The organism is Chloracidobacterium sp. (assembly GCA_016716305.1).
In the GTDB taxonomy this organism is placed as follows: Bacteria; Acidobacteriota; Blastocatellia; order Pyrinomonadales; family Pyrinomonadaceae; genus OLB17.
The window spans coordinates 2853308-2873433 of record JADJWP010000002.1; the positions used below are offsets into that span (position 1 = coordinate 2853308).

General features: G+C 52.7%; 20 protein-coding genes. 15 read left to right on the forward strand and 5 right to left on the reverse strand.

Going from position 1 to position 20126, the window contains the following annotated elements:
- Nucleotides 1-36: 36 nt before the first annotated feature.
- The gene (locus tag IPM28_14970) at nt 37-504 is read left to right on the forward strand and encodes a hypothetical protein (GenBank protein MBK9174284.1); all 468 of its coding nucleotides are present in this window, start codon (nt 37-39) and stop codon (nt 502-504) included.
- A gap of 87 nt (nt 505-591) precedes the next feature.
- The gene (locus tag IPM28_14975; GenBank protein MBK9174285.1) at nt 592-1686 is read left to right on the forward strand and encodes a Gfo/Idh/MocA family oxidoreductase; all 1095 of its coding nucleotides are present in this window, start codon (nt 592-594) and stop codon (nt 1684-1686) included.
- Nucleotides 1687-1737: 51 nt separating this feature from the next.
- Here the strand turns inward: IPM28_14975 and IPM28_14980 are convergent, their stop codons facing one another.
- The 4 genes from IPM28_14980 to IPM28_14995 all read right to left on the reverse strand — a co-directional run bounded on the left by IPM28_14980 (nt 1738) and on the right by IPM28_14995 (nt 6080).
- Nucleotides 1738-3720 (reverse strand): S9 family peptidase, encoded by a 1983-nt coding sequence (locus IPM28_14980; GenBank protein MBK9174286.1) that lies wholly within the window; start codon nt 3718-3720, stop codon nt 1738-1740.
- A gap of 75 nt (nt 3721-3795) precedes the next feature.
- The gene (locus IPM28_14985) at nt 3796-4749 is read right to left on the reverse strand and encodes a hypothetical protein (GenBank protein MBK9174287.1); all 954 of its coding nucleotides are present in this window, start codon (nt 4747-4749) and stop codon (nt 3796-3798) included.
- A gap of 134 nt (nt 4750-4883) precedes the next feature.
- On the reverse strand, nt 4884-5318 hold the full coding sequence (locus IPM28_14990; GenBank protein MBK9174288.1) for a DUF4440 domain-containing protein: 435 nt from the start codon (nt 5316-5318) through the stop codon (nt 4884-4886).
- Between the two features lie 105 nt (nt 5319-5423).
- A complete protein-coding gene (locus IPM28_14995) occupies nt 5424-6080 on the reverse strand; it encodes a peptidoglycan-binding protein (protein ID MBK9174289.1) in 657 nt (218 codons plus the stop codon).
- Nucleotides 6081-6318: 238 nt separating this feature from the next.
- Between IPM28_14995 and IPM28_15000 the strand changes: the two genes are divergently transcribed.
- The 12 genes from IPM28_15000 (at nt 6319) to IPM28_15055 (ending at nt 18154) form a co-directional block, all read left to right on the forward strand.
- Entirely contained in the window at nt 6319-8724 is a 2406-nt protein-coding gene (locus tag IPM28_15000; protein MBK9174290.1) for an enoyl-CoA hydratase/isomerase family protein, read from the forward strand.
- 49 nt (nt 8725-8773) lie between these two features.
- Nucleotides 8774-9328 carry a DinB family protein gene (locus tag IPM28_15005; GenBank protein ID MBK9174291.1) on the forward strand — a complete coding sequence of 185 codons (555 nt, stop codon included), beginning with the start codon at nt 8774-8776 and terminating at the stop codon, nt 9326-9328.
- Nucleotides 9329-9340: 12 nt separating this feature from the next.
- On the forward strand, nt 9341-9808 hold the full coding sequence (locus IPM28_15010; GenBank protein ID MBK9174292.1) for a DUF4442 domain-containing protein: 468 nt from the start codon (nt 9341-9343) through the stop codon (nt 9806-9808).
- Nucleotides 9809-10234: 426 nt separating this feature from the next.
- On the forward strand, nt 10235-10804 hold the full coding sequence (locus IPM28_15015; GenBank protein MBK9174293.1) for a DNA-3-methyladenine glycosylase I: 570 nt from the start codon (nt 10235-10237) through the stop codon (nt 10802-10804).
- Nucleotides 10783-11259: a Cys-tRNA(Pro) deacylase gene (ybaK, locus tag IPM28_15020; protein MBK9174294.1), complete on the forward strand. Its 477-nt coding sequence runs from the start codon at nt 10783-10785 to the stop codon at nt 11257-11259. Before IPM28_15015 ends, ybaK begins: the two co-directional genes overlap by 22 nt.
- Nucleotides 11256-11552: a hypothetical protein gene (locus tag IPM28_15025; GenBank protein ID MBK9174295.1), complete on the forward strand. Its 297-nt coding sequence runs from the start codon at nt 11256-11258 to the stop codon at nt 11550-11552. Before ybaK ends, IPM28_15025 begins: the two co-directional genes overlap by 4 nt.
- The gene (locus tag IPM28_15030) at nt 11536-12054 is read left to right on the forward strand and encodes a hypothetical protein (protein ID MBK9174296.1); all 519 of its coding nucleotides are present in this window, start codon (nt 11536-11538) and stop codon (nt 12052-12054) included. Before IPM28_15025 ends, IPM28_15030 begins: the two co-directional genes overlap by 17 nt.
- Nucleotides 12055-12063: 9 nt before the next feature.
- Entirely contained in the window at nt 12064-13242 is a 1179-nt protein-coding gene (locus IPM28_15035; protein MBK9174297.1) for a thiolase family protein, read from the forward strand.
- Between the two features lie 52 nt (nt 13243-13294).
- Nucleotides 13295-14272: a hypothetical protein gene (locus IPM28_15040; protein MBK9174298.1), complete on the forward strand. Its 978-nt coding sequence runs from the start codon at nt 13295-13297 to the stop codon at nt 14270-14272.
- Between the two features lie 119 nt (nt 14273-14391).
- Entirely contained in the window at nt 14392-16161 is a 1770-nt protein-coding gene (locus tag IPM28_15045) for an acyl-CoA dehydrogenase family protein (GenBank protein MBK9174299.1), read from the forward strand.
- Nucleotides 16162-16333: 172 nt separating this feature from the next.
- Nucleotides 16334-16651, forward strand: a complete 318-nt coding sequence (locus tag IPM28_15050) for a cupin domain-containing protein (GenBank protein ID MBK9174300.1) — start codon at nt 16334-16336, stop codon at nt 16649-16651.
- Between the two features lie 39 nt (nt 16652-16690).
- Nucleotides 16691-18154, forward strand: coding sequence for a magnesium chelatase (locus IPM28_15055; GenBank protein MBK9174301.1), 1464 nt, complete (start codon nt 16691-16693; stop codon nt 18152-18154).
- A gap of 63 nt (nt 18155-18217) precedes the next feature.
- Here the strand turns inward: IPM28_15055 and IPM28_15060 are convergent, their stop codons facing one another.
- A complete protein-coding gene (locus IPM28_15060) occupies nt 18218-18544 on the reverse strand; it encodes a hypothetical protein (GenBank protein ID MBK9174302.1) in 327 nt (108 codons plus the stop codon).
- Between the two features lie 243 nt (nt 18545-18787).
- Between IPM28_15060 and IPM28_15065 the strand changes: the two genes are divergently transcribed.
- Nucleotides 18788-20113, forward strand: coding sequence for a VWA domain-containing protein (locus tag IPM28_15065; GenBank protein ID MBK9174303.1), 1326 nt, complete (start codon nt 18788-18790; stop codon nt 20111-20113).
- Nucleotides 20114-20126 lie beyond the last annotated feature (13 nt).

Sequence of the window (20126 nt, forward strand, 5' to 3'; positions counted from 1 at the left end):
TACGGCGTTAATCATCATGTAACCGAGCAAGAAACGATGATCAGAGAGCTAATCGGAAAAATCACCGGGATTTTCGCAGAAAGGTCGCATTCCGCCCGAAGAAAGCACAATGCTCCGATCAAAATCGTCTTTGCACCGACACTCACAACCGGTAAGCTTCGTTCCTCGAGCGACTCGATCTACATAACTGGAGAGACGTTTGACCTTAGCCGATCAGGGATCGGCTTCGTTGTCTCGTCGATCCGCGTTCGCGAAAATTATCTTGTTGGCCAGGATCGCAGGCTCAACGCCGAGATCGATCTGCCGGGCGGAAAGGTCAAAATGACGATCATCGGGCGGCGTTATGAGCGTGTCGGGCTGCATCTTTCGAGCGAAAGATTTTTGATCGGTGCCGAAATCGTCGATATCAGCAATGCAGATCGCGAGGCTTACGACCATTTTCTACGCTACGGCAGTAAACGAAAGAAGGCTGCGGAACCCAGCCTCGAGCTTGGCGGTAATTGACCCATGCTCCACAATTCGAAACCCGGATCGTCGGCTTAAAACCGGCGATTTTTGTTTTTGACCAACGGATATGTCTTAATTCTCATAATGAAAGAGAAAGTAGGTATTGGGATTATCGGTGCCGGGTTTGCGAGGAGAGTACAGATCCCGGCGTTTCTGGCGTGCGAGAATGCCGATATCGTATCGGTCTCAAGCCGCACGATCGCAAATGCCCGCGCGACGGCCGCAGAGTTTGGCATCGCGCATTACACCGACGACTGGCGCGAAACGGTCGAACACGATGCGGTGGATCTGGTTTGCATCACCACTCCGCCGAACCTGCATAAGGAAATGGCCTTGTTTGCTCTCGGGTGTGACAAGCACATTCTCGCCGAAAAGCCGATGGCGATGAACCTCGCGGAGGCAGAGGAGATGGCAGCCGCTGCAACCAAAGCAGGTGTGCTGGCGCTGATCGACCACGAACTGCGATTCCTGCCTGGGAGGCTGAAGGCGAAGGGAATGCTTAAGAAAGGGGCGATCGGTAAGGTCAAGCATGCGAAATATCTGTTTCAGGCACCGCACCGCGGCGACCCGACGCAGCCGTGGGATTGGTGGTCAGACATTACCTTCGGCGGAGGAGCCTTGGGTGCGATCAATTCTCACGTGATCGATTCACTCATATGGTTTCTCGGCACAGAAATTTCCAGTGTGATCTGCCAGTTGCATACGCACGTCAAACAAAGGCCGTTCGGTGAGGGCTTCAAAGACGTCACCACCGATGACGAAGCGAATATGCTGCTGCGGTTCGCTGATGGCGATCTGACGGAAGATGCGACCGGGCTTGTCTCAGTTTCGATGATCGAAGGGCCGACATATCTGAATCAGATCGAGTTTGTCGGTAGCGACGGCTGGATGCGGGTCGGGCATCGTGGAGATATTTTTGTTGCGAAACGCGGAGAAAGCGAATGGTCCGCAGTCGAGGTCGAGTATCCGCCAAGCATTGACGGGATATTTGAATCCGGATTCCCGAGCGGGTTCATGGCGTTCGCACCGAAGATCGTCGAAGCGATCATGACCGGAAATCACAGTATCGAACACGCCGCGACATTTGCTGACGGCGTAACGATCCAAAAAGTTCTTGACGGCGCACGCGAATCCAACGCAACCCACAAGGAAATATCAATATCGCAGGTGAACGACTGAAAACGGTCGTTGAACTGCCTTTACTCGTTATATCGAGGCCATACAGCCTGATCATTTCATGTATTTGTCGAGAAAATCGGCAACGAGCGGATAAAGATCGAGCCGGTTTTTCAGTTTTGATATGCCGTGGCCTTCGTCGTCGTATAGCTTGTATTCGACGATCGCGTTGCGTTTCTTGAGAGCATCAACGACCTGCTCGGCCTCGGTGTAGGGAACTCGCGGATCGTTCTTACCGTGGATGACGAAAAGCGGTGCCTTGATCTTGTCGATCTTGCGGATAGGTGAAACGCGGCGTAAGAACTCGATATCGCGATCAAGCCTGCCGTATTCGACCTCGCGTTGGCGGCGGCGATAGCCGGAAGTGTTCTGCAAGAACGTTTCCCAATTTACAATGCCCACCGTATTCACGGCCGCAGCCCAAAGGTCTGGATATAGAGTGATCGCGGCCATCGTCATATAGCCACCGTAGCTTCCGCCCATAACGGCGATGCGTTTCGGATCAGCTCCACCCTTAGTGACCAGCCATTCATGTGCGGCGGCAAGATCTTTCACCGAATCTTCGCGCTTCTCGACGTCGTCGAGGTGTGTGTAGGTCTTACCGTAACCGGTCGAGCCGCGGACATTCGGGTCTAGTACGGCGTAACCGCGAGAAAGGTAATATTGGAACAACGGATTGAATCCCGGACGCGATTGACCTTCTGGCCCGCCGTGGACGGAGACTATGACGGGGACCTTTACCGCCTGCAGCCGTGTTCCAAGATTTTTGGAGAAAGCGAACGTGCGCTTCGGCTGGTTTCGCATCTTGAGATACTCCACGCCCTGCGGCGGGTAATACCATGCCGGGATCTCCTTCCCGTCAAACGTGGTGAATTTAACAAGCTCCGGCGTTACGAATGTTCTCGGATCGATCCCGGCACGGTCGCTTTGGGTTATCTGCGCGAGTTTCTTTGTGCCGATGTCATAAAGCCATATATCACCGTTGTTCTTCGACGAACTGAATGAAAATGCGAGTTTGGTCTGGTCTTTCGAGAATGTGACCCCGCCGACAAGACCCTGCGCCGGGAGAGCGACCTTTGTCGGCTTTTTCGGGAATGTCGTGATCAGCGGCTTTCCGCCCGTTTCGATGTCTTGAATAAAGACTTCAGAAAAACCTTCGCGGTTGATCACATATGCAAACCGAGCTGCCGCATCCGGCAATGCTACGTCGCTGACATCCCACTGTGTGTCGTCGAGAATTCTGACCTCGCGATTGTCCGGTCTCCAATCGTTAGCATTCGCCGCGTTCCTAAGCCGCAAATTCGCCAGGCTATAGAATTCGCGATTATCGTTATGCGCGAACAGAAGCGATTTGCCGTCGGGAAGGAAACCGGCATCGCCGAATTGGGCCGAATTTTCGTGCGGCGTCAGCAAGATCTCGATCTTCGACCGAACGTCGACCAAATAAAGATTGTTGTCGAGACTGAGCTCGCCGCCCGACCTCGAAATGATCAGTTTTGTGCCGTCAGCATTTGCCGCAACGGCACTATTATTGCCGTCCTGCTGGTACTGAAGTTCTTCTTTCGCGGTCGCGATCTCCATTGCATAGATATCGAAATAGCTGCGGTTGCGTTTGTTTGAGGCATAAACGATCCATTTTCCGTCTCTGGAAACAAAGCCGAAGTTGTGTCGTACCTTTGGGTCGTTCGTCAATGCGCGGACACCACTGCCGTCCGGCTTCATCCAGAAGAATTGTGTATTCTCGTCACCGCCGCGGGCCTTGCCGAAAATGAGCCCGGTCCCGTCCTCGAGCCAGCGGACAAAACTGATGTTGTCGTCGTAATTCGTAAGCTGCTTTGTCTCGCCATTCGGCAGTTTCTTGACCCAGACCTGCGACGTGCCGGTCACGTTGGTCAAATAGGCCATCGCCTTCCCGTCAGGCGCAAAGGCCGGTGAACCGGCAGATTTGACGCTCAAATATTGTTGGATCGAGTAAGGCTGAGAATAGCCGGCAACTGCAAATAGAGCGATCGAAAGTAAAACGGCGAGTTTTTTCATTTAAGACCTCGGAAATTGATGTGAGATCCTTGGAATATAGACCAATCCGAGGCTTCCTTCAAATCGTGCTCGACATCATTGCATCGCTGAATCGAGAAACGCCGCAACATCGCCGATGATAGCGGGTGTCATTGTGTGGCCAATATTGGCATATAGCCTGAATTCAGCCGAAAGCTCTGCGTCGGCATAAGACCTTTTTGCTGTTGCCCAACGCTCGAGCGGCGTCTTGCCGAAAAGCTCAAAGATCAGATCTGTGTCCTCGGGCTCATATCCATCTTTGAAAACCACTGAATCATTTTCGTCTTTGTCACCCATGAATATCAAGAACCGCACCTTTCTTAACTGATCGATGTTAAGCTTTCTGCCGGCCACCGTTTCGAGATCGGCAGTTCCGATCGGAAATCGCAGCATCCGGCTCTTATGTTCGCCTTTCGGAATGATCGGCCAGCCGCCCGGTGAACCGATCGCAGCTGCCTTTACACGTTCTGGATGAAGGAATGCGAATCGATTTGCGAACATACCCGCGGCAGAAAAACCATAGATCAGTACGCGCCGGTCGGTCGGCATCTTTTCTTCGGCAAGGCGTTTTCGAGCGTCGTCGATCATCGCGGCCAACTGCAGATCGAGCCGTTTTAGTTCTTTTTTGTCGGTGATCAGGGTATCGCGGTCGAGCGCATGTGTGTAGATCGTCCATTCGGAGCTCGAACGCGGAAACACGGGCATGAGTATCGGCACGCCAAGCTTGCCGAAAGCCAGCGCCATTTGTGCGATCCTTCGTTTTACATTTGCTTCATGAACCGAAAGATCGTCGTTCGTTGTTCCGGTATTATTGGTCGAGACCAGGATCGGCTTTTCAACTTTCTGCGATCCCGCAGGTGCCGCCGTTTTTGGCACGAAAAGATAGTACGGGTAGAAAAATCCGGCTGACGGGTCGGCAGATATGACCCTCGTTGACGAAGGCTCAATCTGGCCAAACGTCGGAACTGAAATGACAAGGAAGAAAGACGCAGCAAGAAATACTCTTTTCATCTCAAGGACGAAAACGATGGCAGAAATGAAAAGTTCCAAACAACCGTCGCGGCAATGAAAAATTCAGGATCACAACATGGGCCATTTGCGAAGCGGCGGCTCCGCGGGCGATTCATTCGGCTCAAATTCCAATCTCAGCTTGTGTGATCGTGGATGATCCGCCATCCCTCTTTCAGCCGGCGAAAGATCAGCGTAAACTTACCCTTTGGATTATCGGCGTCACGCGTGAGTGCCCAACTGCCGAGAACGACCGCAGAATCCTTTGATAGGGGCGCCACCTCGATATCAGTGAACGCCAGTTTGCCCATTTTCGCGGCGGTGTTGTAACTGCTCTTGTAATTGCTCAGCGTGGCCTGCCATCCGCGTGTGACCTTGTCCCCTGAGACGAACACCAGGGCATCGGATCGCCAGTAACCGGCCATGAAGCCCTCGATGTCGCCTCGGTTCCATGCCGCGGCCTGGTTCATCATTACCGCCAAAACCGAGACCTCGATCTGTTCAGCCTCTTTCTGCGACTGAGCGAGTGCGACCGATGCCATAGCAAGAATAACAGCCAACACCAATGTAATTGCTTTCATATTGAATTGCACCGATCGAAATCCTAAATCAAACATGAAGCGGCAGACGGGAACAACAGTCTGCCGCACCTGGATAAAAGAGCGATTTTTCAACGTTCAGTTCTGCGACGTTGCGTTCTCTTTCTGTTTTTCTGTCAGTTCGATCCCCATTTTTTCCAGGGTTGCCTGATTTAGCGTACCGGTCACCTTTAGCGAATTCATTTCTTGATATTTCTTCAAACCGGCACGAGTTGCCGGGTCGAGTTTTCCGGTCGCTTCGCCGCTAAGCATTCCACCCGAAATCAACTTCTCCTGTGCTTCGGTGATCTGGCCCTTTGTGGCACTGAAGATGACTTTCTTCGGCTTGCTGGTTGTTGCCGCGGTTTTCACGGTCTTTGCTTCAGAGGTCTCGTTTGACGCATATGAATTCGGCGAGATCGGTATCTGCTTTTGCGAGTCGGTCAGTTCGACGCCCATTTTCTCAAGCGTCGCCCGATTCAACGTACCGGTCGACTTGAGACCATTGTCTTTCTGATAGATGCGAATGGCGGCTCGTGTGGCGGTATCATATTTGCCGGTCGCCGAGCCGTTGTAAACACCTTTTGACTTAAGCATTTCCTGCACCTGGGTGATCTGTGCTTTTGTCGGACGAAAGACTGGTGTTTTTGGTTTGGCATCGTCGGCCGATGTGGCTCCGTTTGCAGCAGTCGATTGCGCGGCGGCTGAGATACAGAAGATCAGGGACAGCAATACGAAACAAGAAACCTTTCTCATTGATATTTCTCCAGGATCATTATTGAAGCTGACCGATAATGAACGCGTTCCGTTACAACGAAATACGGACGAAAGATCTGATCAGCCTTTATTTGTTGGTGACGCGACGATTATGAATGCGGACGTTTGAAATTGTCAACTTTTTTCGTATCGGGAATACGAAATCAGCTTGCTGAATGAATGTTCATTCAGTTATACTAACTGGACTTTCAACACAACAGATCGATCCGGAGAAGATATGAATATCGGAAAAGCCGCAGTCTTAGGAGCCGGCACCATGGGCGCAGGCATTGCAGCGCATTTGGCGAATGCCGGCATACAGACCTTGTTATTGGACATCGCACCGCGCGAACTGACTGCCGATGAAGAGAAAAAGGGTTTGACCCTCGAATCGCCAGTGGTGCGTAACCGTATCGTGAACTCGCTATTTGAGGCTTCAAAGAAACTCAAACCGGCGCCGTTCATGCTCGGCGACAACGCAAAGCTGATCAAAACAGGGAATTTTGCCGATGACATGGCGAAACTGAAAGATTGTGATCTTGTGATCGAGGCAGTCGTCGAAAACCTCGAAATAAAGCACAAGCTTTTTGCCGAGGTCGATAAATTCAGAAAGCCCGGTGCCGTGATCGCCTCGAATACGAGCGGTATTCCGATCGATTCGATCGCCGAACCATTTTCAGACGATTTCAAACAGCATTTTGTAGGCGTACATTTTTTCAACCCGCCCCGTTACATGAAACTGGTCGAGGTGATCCCGGGCACAAAGACGAGCGGCGAGATCGCCTGTGCGGTTTCAGGTTTTCTCGACCAGCGATTGGGCAAAGGTGTCGTGCCGGCAAAGGACAGGCCAAACTTTATCGCTAACCGGATCGGTGTTTTCGGGATGATGGCGACGATTCACGAGATGATCGCAATGGGTTTTACGCCGACCGAGGTCGACCAGATGACCGGCAAAGCGATCGGGCATGCATCATCGGCGACCTTCAGGACGTCAGACCTCGTTGGCCTCGATGTGACTGCCCACGTCACCAATAATCTGTATCCTGCAGTTCCGGATGATGAAGACCGTGACGTCTTTAGGCTGCCTGAGTTGATCCAGACGCTGCTCGACAAAAACCTGCTAGGCGACAAGACCAAGGGCGGATTTTTCAAGAAATCGACCGACGCCGAAGGAAAACGCCAGATACTTGAGCTCGATCTGACGACCTTTGAATACAAGCCTCAGGTCAAGACGAAATTTCCTTCGCTCGATGCGGCGAAGGCGATCGACGACAGGGCTCAGCGAGTGAAGAAGCTCGTTTGGGGAGAAGACCGTGTCGGAGAATTCCTTTGGAAAACGACTTCACGAATATCACGCTATGCGGCAAACCGAATTCCAGAGATCGCAGACACGATCGTCGAGATCGACAACGCGATAAAATGGGGATTTGGATGGGAGATCGGGGTCTTTGAGGCCTGGGACGCGATCGGCCTGAGGAAATCGGTCGAGCGGATGAGGGCCGAAGGCCAGGCTGTGCCCGCGAACGTCGAAAGAATGCTCGATACGGGAGCCGAGACGTTCTATAAGAATGAGAACGGGGTCGCGTGGTATTTCGATCTCGTTGCTGGTGGGTACAAAGAGATACCGGCTCGACCTGGGGTCATTGTTCTAAGGTCGGTGAAGGAGCGGACGGGCGTTATCAAATCGAACCCGGGTGCGTCGCTCGTAGATCTCGGCGACGGCGTCGCATGTCTTGAGTTTCATTCTAAGATGAATTCGATCGGCGGCGACACGGTCTCGATGCTCAACTTTGCCATCGATGAGGTCGAAAAGAATTTCAAAGGCCTTGTCGTCGGTAATCAAGGCGGTAATTTCTCGGCCGGTGCGAACATCATGATGCTCCTGCTAGCCGCTCAGGAAGAAGAGTGGGACGACATCAACATGATGGTCCATGCGCTTCAGCAGGCGATAATGCGGCTGCGATATTCGTCGAAACCGGTCGTGACCGCGCCGTACGGCCTCACATTGGGCGGCGGATGCGAGATAGCTATCCACGGAAACCGTGTGCGGGCGGCGGCAGAAACATATATCGGCCTTGTCGAGGTCGGTGTCGGGGTAATCCCGGCCGGCGGCGGCACCAAGGAAATGACGATGCGTTCGATGGACGCTGCGGCGAGAACACCCGACGCCGATCCGCTGACGTTTTTGAAGAAAACATTCGAAATGATCGGCATGGGCAAGGTCGCAACGTCGGCCCAGGAGGGCAAGGCCTGGGGATTTTTCAGGGATATCGATTCGATATCGATGAACGGCGACCGCTTGATCGCAGATGCCAAACAGGAAGTGCTTTGTCTCGATTCTGCCGGCTTCGTTGCTCCGATTCCGCGTACCGACATTATGGTGATGGGCGAATCGGCCGAGGCCGCGATGAAGCTTGCACTGCATATGATGAAGCGAGGCGGATTTATCTCGGAGCATGACGAATTGATCGGCAAAAGGCTTGCACACATCATGAGCGGCGGTAATATCAATCACACTGCCTTCGTAAGCGAACAATATCTGCTTGATCTTGAACGCGAAGCATTTGTGTCACTTTGCGGTGAACGAAAGACACAGGAACGAATTGCTGCGATGTTGAAGACAGGAAAGCCGTTAAGAAATTAAGCGTACAAGCAGGGTGAGTTTTTCGCGTTTGAATAGCAGGAGGCGAAAAATGGACGATCGAATAAACTTCATCACAAAGGAAATGCGGCGCGTCGCCGAAGACGCTAGAGAGTCGTTCGGTTCGCTTTCGGGCGAGCAACTTAACTGGAAACCAGCTGAAAACAGCTGGAGCGTCGCCCAATGCCTAGACCACATAATCAAGACCAACTTATCGTTTTACCCCGAGTTTGACCGTCTCGCTTCCGGAAACAGAAAAAACTCGTTTTGGGAAAATTGGTCACCGTTCACAGGATGGGGCGGTCGGTTTCTGGTGAATGCCGTCTTGGTCGATTCGAAAAAAGCAAAGGCCCCGTCTAAATCGATAGTTCCGCCAAGCGAAATAGAAGGCGACATCGTGAATCGCTTCATCGACCATATTGCCGAGGTAAACGGCAAGGTTGAGGCTTGTGCAGAGGCGGATCGGCAAAAGACAGTCGTCACGTCACCCTTCCTCGCGGTTTTCACATACAAACTCGACGATGCGTTCACTGTGTTGATCGAACATTCAAAGCGGCACATCCGTCAGGCAAAACGTGTGATGGAGGCTGACGGTTTTCCGAAGTAGCCGTTTCAGAAGATGCCGGAGAGTTTCGAAAGCAAACGGTTCAGGTGGGGATTCAACCTTTTCCCTGCATATCGCGGCACCGGTGGGCGGGTAACATACATTGCTGACGATTGGAAAGAGGTCCGGGTAAAATTGCCGCTGAACTGGCGAACTCGAAACTACGTCGGCACCATCTTTGGCGGAAGTATCTACGGAGCGGTCGATCCGATCTACATGCTGATGCTGATAAAGATCCTCGGCCGAGGTTACACTGTTTGGGATAAGGCCGCGACCATCAGATTTCGAAAGCCCGGAAAGGAAACGCTGTATGTCGATCTTACATTGAGCGAAGACGAAGTGGACGAGATCAAACGCCTCGCTGAGGACGCAAGATCGATCGACCGGATCTACGAGCTTGAATTGAAGGATAGGTCAGGCGATGTCTGTGCCCGGATCGAAAAGACGATCTACATCGCAAAAAAACGCGAGGGCAATCTATGAAAACGATTTCGTTTCTTATAGTGCGACACTGACGCTCGTTGCGTCGTCGTGCGACACAGTCGGCGAGCCGGTGGAATTTTCAAAGGCTTGCTGTCCGCAATATGAGAAGGAGACGGTCGAGATGAGCGGTTTCCAAAGCGACAAGTGCCGCGTCTTTTACTTGAATAACGGTTGTGGGCCGGTAAAATGCGGGCTCAAACTGACCGGAACCCCAGGTGGCGAAAAGAACATTTCGGCGGATAATGTTCAGGGAACGTCCGTGCACAACTTCGAGAAAATTGAACCCGGTTTCAAGAAAAAAAGACATAAGGGTTCGCGATAACGGCCGCAATTTCGTCAATCTGGCTGATAGGTAAAGATCACAGGCGAACCCAAGACGACCGACGATCCGAATAGGTGCTTTGTTAAAATGGCAAGGATAACCAAATGAAGCGGTGCGATTGGGCAAAGAACGAGCTTGCTATCCATTATCACGACACCGAATGGGGCGTGCCGGTGCACGATGATCGTTTGCTCTTTGAATTTCTGATCCTTGAGGGTGCACAGGCCGGATTAAGCTGGGATACGATACTTGCCAAGCGTGAGAACTATCGGAAAGCGTTCGATAACTTCGACCCGGCGAAGGTCGCAAGGTATTCCGAGGCAAAGCAGGCGAAGCTGCTCGAGAATCCGGGCATCATCCGCAACCGACTGAAGATCGCATCAGCAATTTCAAACGCGAAGGCCTTTCTTAAAGTGCAGAAGGAGTTCGGCTCGTTCGACGTCCACATCTGGTCGTTCGTTGGCGGAAAGCCCATCGACGGTAAGCGGAAGGTGCTGGGTGACATCCCCGCAAAAACCGAGATCTCAGACGCCCTCGCAAAGGACTTAAAGAAACGCGGATTCAATTTCGTCGGCTCGACGATAATGTACGCGTTCATGCAGGCGACTGGGATGGCGAACGATCACGTTGCGTCGTGTTTTCGCTATAGGCAATGTCGAACGATCACCCGATAACACCAGCGATTCGGTTTCTTCGCGAGAAGAAGGTCGAGTTTGTTCCCCACCTATACGATTACGTAGAGAAAGGCGGGGCGAGGGAATCGGCGAGGCAGCTGGGTGTGGATGTCCACGCGGTGGTGAAGACGCTGGTATTTGAAACGAACGAGAGGAAACCGCTGATCGTGCTGATGCACGGCGATCGCGAGGTCTCGACAAAGAATCTTGCACGGTTTCTCGGGGTCAAATCCGTCGAGTCCGTAACGCCGAAAAAGGCAACGAAATTGACCGGTTATCTGGTCGGCGGAACATCACCATTCGGGACGAAAACGAAGATGCCGGTTTACGCCGAGCGAACCATATTCGATATTAAGCGAATCTATATCAACGGCGGCAAACGTGGGTTTTTGGTTGAGATCGATCCAGTCGTTTTGCGTTCCGTGGAGGTCGTCGAAGTTGAGGTCGCGATATGACGGACTGGCGTTTACTGGTGGACGAAGGGCGATTTGAAGAGGCGGAACCGGTAATGCTTGAAGCGACGAGCAAGCCGGATCCATACGGCGATCTTCTGATCCAGAAAGCCGCATTCTACGAATCGTGGGGCGATGCTCTGGGGCATACTGAAGAAGCCGTTCGGAAATATTGGCTCTCACATGCCGAGTGGGCTTGGTTCGCCTCTGGGGCCACAAGCGGCGGCGAGGGAACGGCGAGGATGTTGGACGTGAACCGCGTGTTGAAAAAGATCGAGAATGTATCAAGTAGATAGAAAAGATAAAGTACTCAATCTCGAAAACGTACCGCAATCTTCGGTCGGTGCCCCTATGCCCGTTGTCTTGAGCGACGAAGGAAAAGTTGTTTTGGCCTACTACATTCAGGACACCCCTGAAGGCTGGGATGGAAGTTCCGTGCGGATAGTAGACGAGGCGTCGGACGAACCCGTGGCGATTCTTGAAATCGAAATTTGCTATCACTACATGTTTGGTTGGCCAAATGACGAAGCCTTTAGTGGACATCCTTTGGCAAAACGAGGTCTGACGCCTTACGGCGCGTTCGAGGTACTTGATTCTTCCTGGATACGACAGCTTGAAAGATTGAATTCTGCTCACCCGTATCATAAACCGGAAACGTATTGGCGTCGCCATCACTACGTTTTCTCCTTCCACGATTCAACATTTGAGTGTGTGGCGGACGGTTTTAACGTTACGGAGTCACGCGGATCACTGACCTCGATATTGCCGTTGATGGCGGAAAAGCTTTGGACTAGATAAGGAAAAATTATGAAAGAAGCAGTTATCGTATCGGCCGTGCGGACGGCTGTGGGAAAGGCGCCGAAGGGCACGTTGAAGAACACGCGTTCGGATGAAATGGGCGCGGCCGCTATCAAAGATGCGGTGGCTCGGGCAGGCGTGGATGCATCGCTGATCGAGGACGTGATAATGGGCTGCGCATTTCCGGAGGCTTCGCAGGGAATGAACGTCGCACGGACCTCGGCAATATTGGCCGGGCTTCCGGTCGAAACGTCTGCGATGACGGTCAACCGTTATTGCTCGTCGGGCTTGCAGACTATCGCGCTTGCGGCTGACCGCATCGCGACGGGCGGCGCCGATGTGATCGTTGCCGGCGGGCTCGAATCGATGACGGCGATCCCGATGGGCGGGAACACGTTTCGCCCGAACCCGCATCTCGCCGACAGCTATCCCGACTATTACCTGAATATGGGACTGACCGCCGAGAACCTCGCCAAGAAATACGAGATAACCCGCGAGCAGGCGGACGAATTCTCTTACAATTCGCACCAGAAAGCTCTTGCCGCGATCAAGGAAGGCAAGTTCCGCGACGAGATCGTGCCGATGACGATCAGCGTCGATGAATTCGACGAAAAAGGCCGCGTGCGCCGAAAGGAAGTCGTGTTTGAAACGGACGAAGGCCCGCGTGCCGATACATCGCTCGAAGGCCTTGCGAAGTTACGAGCCGTCTTTCATGCGAAAGGAACAGTCACCGCCGGCAACTCGTCGCAGATGTCAGACGGCGCGGCCGCGGCTGTCGTGATGTCCGCTGACAAAACAAAGGAACTCGGCCTGACTCCGATGGCTCGCTTCGTTTCATTCGCCACCGCCGGATGCCTGCCCGAAGAGATGGGGATCGGCCCGGTCTATGCGATTCCGAAAGCGCTGAAACTCGCGGGACTTACCCTCGATCAGATCGACGTTATCGAACTAAACGAAGCATTTGCCGCACAAGGATTGTCGGTAATGAAGGTGCTGGAAATGGATCCGTCAAAGGTCAACGTCAACGGCGGTGCCGTCGCTCTCGGCCACCCGCTCGGCTGTACAGGTGCGAAACTGACTGCGACGATCCTGCAGGAAATGAAACGCCGCAATGCCCGCTACGGCATGGTCACAATGTGCGTCGGCGGCGGCATGGGAGCGGCCGGGATCTTCGAGCGGATCGATTAGAGTCACTCATCGACAGACCAAGCACGTCGTCAATGGAGTTAATCAGGTTACGGTGAGCGTTGAAATCGACGAAAGGACGGCCCAGTTGCTGGCAGAAAGGCATTTCGCCAATGAGCCTGCTTACGATTGGGCCGTCAAGTGTCTCGAGGCTGGCTTTGATAGTTCGAGTCTTCGAATGCTTGCTTCAATGACGGCAGCCGATTCGCCATCGGAAATCGACAACATGGTCGGGCGGGTGTTTCGGGAGAATGGCTGGAATGAGATCGACCCCTATCTCTACCTTATGCGATATGCCAGGACTGTCGCAGAGGGTATTTTGAGTTCGAAAACAGATCCGATCCAAGGTTCGCACGAAATTTACCGGATCCTACGGGCCACCGACGGGCACAGTGAACTTTCGGCATGGTGGGACATCGATGAGATGATCTCTGCCCGGGATCATTTTGCTAAGACGGGTACAACAGACTACTACTACCGCGGGGATGCCCAGCTTTTCGCTGAGATCAAGAATGCGTGTGCAGACTTTCTTGTGCGTTCTAGATCAAGCGTTGGAGTCCTGCCCGAAACATCGTTTGACGAGGCGGAGGCACTGTTCAGAAGATTTCTGAGCGAGAACGGGCATCCGCCAAAATTGAAATGGGTATTTGCCGAAGATGTCTTGCTTGATGGTCGAAGCGTTATTATTCGCGTCCCATTGCCCGACGAAAATCACGCGAGGGCGAGGGAGTGCTACGAGTTGGGAATTGCGCGCAATCTAGGAATCAATATCCACGGTCTTTGCCTATCGGACGGAGAAATTTGCTGCTATGTCCAACTGCCCGAAGATGACGTCGACGCTCAGTACAAGCTACTTGATCCGAAGTTCGTAAGGTTTTCCGTCGTTATCGATCCCAACGAGGCTATTCCGTGCCGGAGCGGCATTATCTGGAAGTTTTGGAAGATTAAGTTTTCCAACAAGGACACAGGCTACGAAGGTCTGATTCCGTCACGGAAAACTCTCTTGCCCTTGACATATAAGACTCAAGTCTAGTGGACCAATATGAAAGATGGAAAGATGTTGTGGAAATTTAGGTTGACTGAATGAACGTTCATTCAGTATTATAAGGAGACCAAATCCACCTAGGAGCCTAAGTTAAAATGGACGCGAAAATGGAAAAAGAATATATGAAAGGCGGCGAGTTTTTGATCGCTGAACAGACCACTGCCGAGGTGTTTACGCCGGAAGATTTTACCGACGAACATCGAATGATCGGCGAAACCTGCCGCGAATATATCGATAATGAAGTGGTTCCGAATCTCCCGGAACTTGAAAAGCACAATTGGGAGATCGCTCGAGGACTTTTGAAAAAAGCGGGCGAACTTGGTCTTCTTGGTGCGAACATTCCCGAAGAACTTGGCGGAATGGAGCTCGATCAAACGACCGGTGCGATCATTGCCGAAATGGTCGGCCGCGGCAGCGGTTTTGGTTCGACCTACGGTGCTCAGACCTCGATCGGACTGTTGCCGATCCTCTATTGGGGCAGCGAAGAACTAAAGAAGGAATGGATTCCGGGTATTATTTCCGGCGAGATCGTTTCGGCGTATTGCCTGACGGAATCGAGTTCGGGCTCGGACGCTCTCGGTGCAAAATGCGTCGCAAAGCTTACGGAAGACGGCCAGCATTACATCCTGAACGGCGAGAAGATGTGGATCACGAACGGCGGATTCGCCGACGTGTATCTCGTCTTCGCAAAGGTCGACGGAGAGAAAGATAAGTTCTCGTGCTTCCTTGTTCCGCGTTCGGAAAATTGTCGTCCGGGAGCAGAAGAGCACAAGCTCGGGATCAAATCCTCATCGACCACGGCGGTTATCTTGTCGGATGCGAAGATCCCTGTTGGCAACCTCATTGGAAATGTCGGCGACGGTGCGAAGATCGCATTTAATGTTTTGAATGTTGGCCGGTTCAAGCTCGGTGCATCGGTCACCGGCGGAGCAAAACTCGCCATTCATGAGGCCGTCCGATACGCCAACGAGCGTCACCAGTTCAACAAGCCGATCTCGTCGTTCGGCGCGATCAAACACAAACTTGCCGAGATGGCGATCCGAACCTGGGTTGCCGAATCGATCACATACCGAACGGTCGGGATGATCGATGCCTTGATCGGCGATGGTGCCGATGGCGCAAAAAAACTTCAGTCGATAGAAGAATATGCGGTCGAATCTTCAATAAACAAAGTCGCCTGCTCTGAAGCCCTCGATTACGTGGTCGACGAAATGGTCCAGATCTACGGCGGATATGGATATTCGGCCGATTATCCGGCGGAGAAGGCATATCGCGATTCGCGCATTAACCGTATCTTCGAAGGGACGAATGAGATCAATCGAATGTTGATTCCGGGGCAGCTCATGAAGCGAGCGATGAAAGGAAAGCTCGGCTTGCTGCAGGCCGCAAAGGCACTACAGGATGAGATACTTAATCCGCAGATGTCATTCGATGAGGACACAGGGTTGCTGGCCGCCGAAAAGAAGCTTGCCCAGAATGCGAAGAAGATCGCACTGATGACGCTCGGTACCGCCGCGCAAAAGTACATGATGGCTCTAAGCGACGAGCAGGAAGTATTGATCAACTGTGCGGACATCATTATGGATGCGTATCAGATGGAAACGGCGATTCTAAGGGCCCAGAAGTATGCCGAGAAGAACGGTGAAGTTGCTGCCGGGCGACACGTCGATATGGCTGCCGTGTTCTGCAATGATGCCATTCAGCGAATCGAAGCCAAGGCGAAGAATACCATCGCCGCCATCGCTGAAGGGGACGAGGGCCGCACGCTGTTGGTCGCCTTGAAAAGGTTTACCAAGAACAATTCGCCGGTCAACACCATTTCCGCAAGGCAGCGGATCGCCGACGCGATGATCGATGCCAACACATACGTATATTGAATGCGGTGAAGCTTGGTAAGTTCTGCAACCGGCAAGCTCGGGCCCATGCGATCATGCGGCCCGGGCTTTCTTTTGTTTCGGTGTACTTTCGCGAGCAGAAATTCTCAGTTGCTCAGCCTGCCAGAGTTCGAATTTCTTTCGCGCGACCACTTGCTAAGGTAGAATCGTTGCTATGAATAAGTCGTATCGAGTCGATCGCTGGCTGCAACCTTACGCGCCGAATCGTGCGATGCTGCGGTTCGAAATGACGTCAGAGGGATATACGGTCTTTCAATGGTCAGATCGACCCGAAACGGTTTATGGCCCCCATTCCCATCCGGAAGATCAATCGCATTGGGTGATATCAGGTTCGCTCGAATTGACTATCGAACGGGTCGGGACATTTGTGCTCTCAGCCGGAGACCGCGATTTCATGCCGGCCAACACGATGCATTCCGCACGTGTTGTCGGGGACGAACTGGTACTCTATCTTATTGGCGCATTGAAGTAGAAGCCGCTTGGCAACAAACGATCGACAGGCTGCCGTAATATGAACAAATCACGAACATTGGGCGAACTACGAACAAGCGGATACGCGGCACGTTCCGTGAAGGACGAGATGCGGGCGAATCTGATCGCGAAACTGCAGAACGGTGAAAGGTTGTTTCCGGGAATTCTGGGATACGACGAGTCGGTCGTTCCGCAGATCGTGAATGCGGTTCTTGCCAAACATAATTTCATTTTGCTTGGCCTTCGCGGCCAGGCTAAATCGAGAATAATTCGTCAACTGACCGACCTACTCGACCCGGAGATCCCGATCATCGCCGGATCGGAGATCAATGACGACCCGTTTGAGCCGCTGAGCGCTTACGGCCGGCGGCAGATCGAACTGCATGGCGACGAGACCAAGATCGATTGGATTCACCGGGACAACCGATTTGTAGAAAAACTCGCGACACCCGACGTTACGATCGCCGACATCATCGGCGACGTCGATCCGATCAAAGCCGCGAAGGGGGGCCATTTACTGTCGGACGAACTGACCATTCATTTTGGCCTTTTGCCGAGAGCGAATCGAGGCATTTTTGCGATCAATGAACTGCCCGACCTTGCAGGAAAAATACAGGTCGGCCTTTTCAACGTGATGCAGGAAGGCGACGTACAGATAAAAGGGTATCCGATACGCTTACCGCTCGACGTGATGCTTGTTTTCTCGGCCAACCCGGAGGACTATACCGCCCGTGGCAAGATAATCACACCGCTTAAGGACCGCATCGGTGCCGAGATAATGACTCATTATCCCGAAAGCGTCCTTCTCAGCTCCGAGATCACAAAGCAAGAGGCCTGGATCCAGAGGGAAGGTACAAAGGTCGCGGTTCCGGATTTTATCGCCGAGATCATCGAGCAGATCGCATTCGATGCTCGCGACGATCAGCGGATCGATAAGCGCAGCGGCGTTTCACAGCGTTTTTCGATCACCGCTCTCGAACTTGCGATCTCGAACGCCGAGCGGCGAGCCCTGATCACCGGTGAGCCTGAAGCTGTGCCACGAATATCTGATATTTACGCAGCGATCCCGGCAATGACCGGAAAAATGGAGCTCGAATATGAAGGCGAGCAGATGGGCGCGGCCAAAGTGACCCGTGATCTGATCAAGCGCGCGACTGGCGTGGTCTTCGACGGCTATTTTCTAGGGATCGACTTTGGACCGGCGGTCAAGTGGTTCGATCAAGGGAACAAACTACTGTTGTCCGATACAGCGTCGGCATCGGAATGCGCGATCCTCCTCGACGCAGTCCCCGAATTGATCGAGACCACTCTCGTCCCTTTGGAATTCGATCGTAGCGAAACGGCAGTGCTCATTGCTGCCTGTGAGTTCGTTCTCGAAGGACTGTACGCTCAGAACAAGATCTCGCGAAATGAGGACGGCGGATTTGAGGCAGTCACGAAAGCAAAGCAGGACAGGCGCGGAATGATCTACGAAGACCTGACGGATCTTGAAGGACTGAACTAAAAAAGAAACCGTGACGGGCCTTTCGACCCCTCACGGCGTTCTCCTCCCCGGCTCGACTCGTTTTTAACGGTAGTACACTCGCTCGTAGCGTTTCGTTTTCGGATTCAGCTTGTAGGTGTAGAGTGCCGAACCACCGGCACCGACGGCCGCTCCGATAAGTGCACCTTTCTTTCCGCCCAAGAGGCCACCGATCAGTGCTCCGGCACCTGTTCCGATCCCGATATTTATCAAATTGCGGTGTCTCTGATAAACGTTGCGGTCGTCATAGCGTTCCGAGTACTGATCACGTGTACGATAACGTCGCGTTTGGGCATCTGCCGATCCGGCGAAGATCGGAATCATTACCGCCATCATTGCCATCATCAAAAATGCTGTTAGATATCTTTTCATTGTTCCTTTTCCCCCAATTACTTGTTCTTTGCCTTTTGGGCCTTCCAATCGGCTGCATTGAACATGGCAATGAGCGTGCCACAAACAGTAAATATCAGTAAACAGGAACTTTAGTGCTATGTTGTTGTGAAATGCCGAAACCATGGTTTCACGATTTCGGCGCCAACCAAACGCTTTGGTGTGTTTGAAGGCAATGCAATTCTTTGGGGGGCGGTTTCTCGTGTGTTAGATTGAGTTGAACGAATGAAATTCATCCGCTATTCCAGGTTCCGGGGTTTCGACGTCTTCTGCGTCGATCTCGGCGAACTTATGGAATCTTTATCTGATCGGATGCTCGATTCCGGGTTTCATGACGATTATTGGTGGACCCGGCGACGGTCCGAAACGGACGACTCGCTCGACGCATTGCGTAAAGCGATATTGCAGGCATTGCTCGACAAAGAGATTATTACCGAGCACGATGTTGAGAAAATGCTCGCCGAAAACGACGGAAAGTTTCGCGGGTCGCTGCTCGAAGAACTTCTCAATCAGCTTATCGAACGTCTTGTTGAACATGGCTATCTGACGCTTAAAGATGAACCTGAAGAACGACGCCCCGAACTTCGGCACGGCGGCCGAGGCGATGTGGGAGATGCGGAGCCCCGGAGTATCCGGTTCGAGGTAACGGAAAAGGGGCTCGATTTCCTTGGTTACAAGACACTCCAAAAACTGTTGGGCTCGGTCGGAAGATCGTCGATCGGGCGTCATGAGACACCGCATCTCGATACAGGTGTCGAAGCAGCATTGGGCTCCAAGCCTTACGAATTCGGCGACACGATCAACCTCGACGTCAATGCAACGCTGCTTTCGGCGATCACCCGCGAAGGTCTTTCGGTCCCGCTAAATCTCGAATATCGTGACCTGCATGTGCATCAGCAGGATTACCGGTCATCTTGTGCAACGGTCGTCATGCTCGACTGTTCGCATTCGATGATACTTTATGGTGAGGATCGCTTCACACCGGCAAAAAAGGTCACGCTGGCGCTTGCTCATTTGATACGCACACAGTACCCCGGCGATTCGCTAAAGATCGTTTTGTTTCATGACGGCGCGGAAGAGTTGCCGATCGCTCGACTAGCGACCACCCAGGTCGGCCCATATCACACCAACACAGCTGAGGGGCTCAAGCTTGCACGCCGCATCCTCAATGCCCAGCGAAAAGACATGAAGCAGATCGTCATGGTGACCGACGGGAAACCGACCGCCGCCTTTATCGAGCCTTCAAATAGTGCGTATTTTGAGTATCGGCGGTATTCGGATGCGGTCCCGGGCGATCAGCGGCTGCTCTACAAGAATTCGATGGGCAACGATCCATTCGTCCTGGCCCAGACGTACAAGGAAGTACAGGCCTGCCGCAAGTCCGGGATAATGATCAATACATTCATGCTGGCTAGCGACCACTACCTGGTCGATTTCGTCAAACAAATGACGTCAATGACCCGCGGCAAGGCATACTTTGCAAATCCGAATAACCTCACACAGTTCGTATTAATGGATTTTCTGAAGCGGCGAACCAGCCGCGTGAAGTAAGCTGATGAGTTCT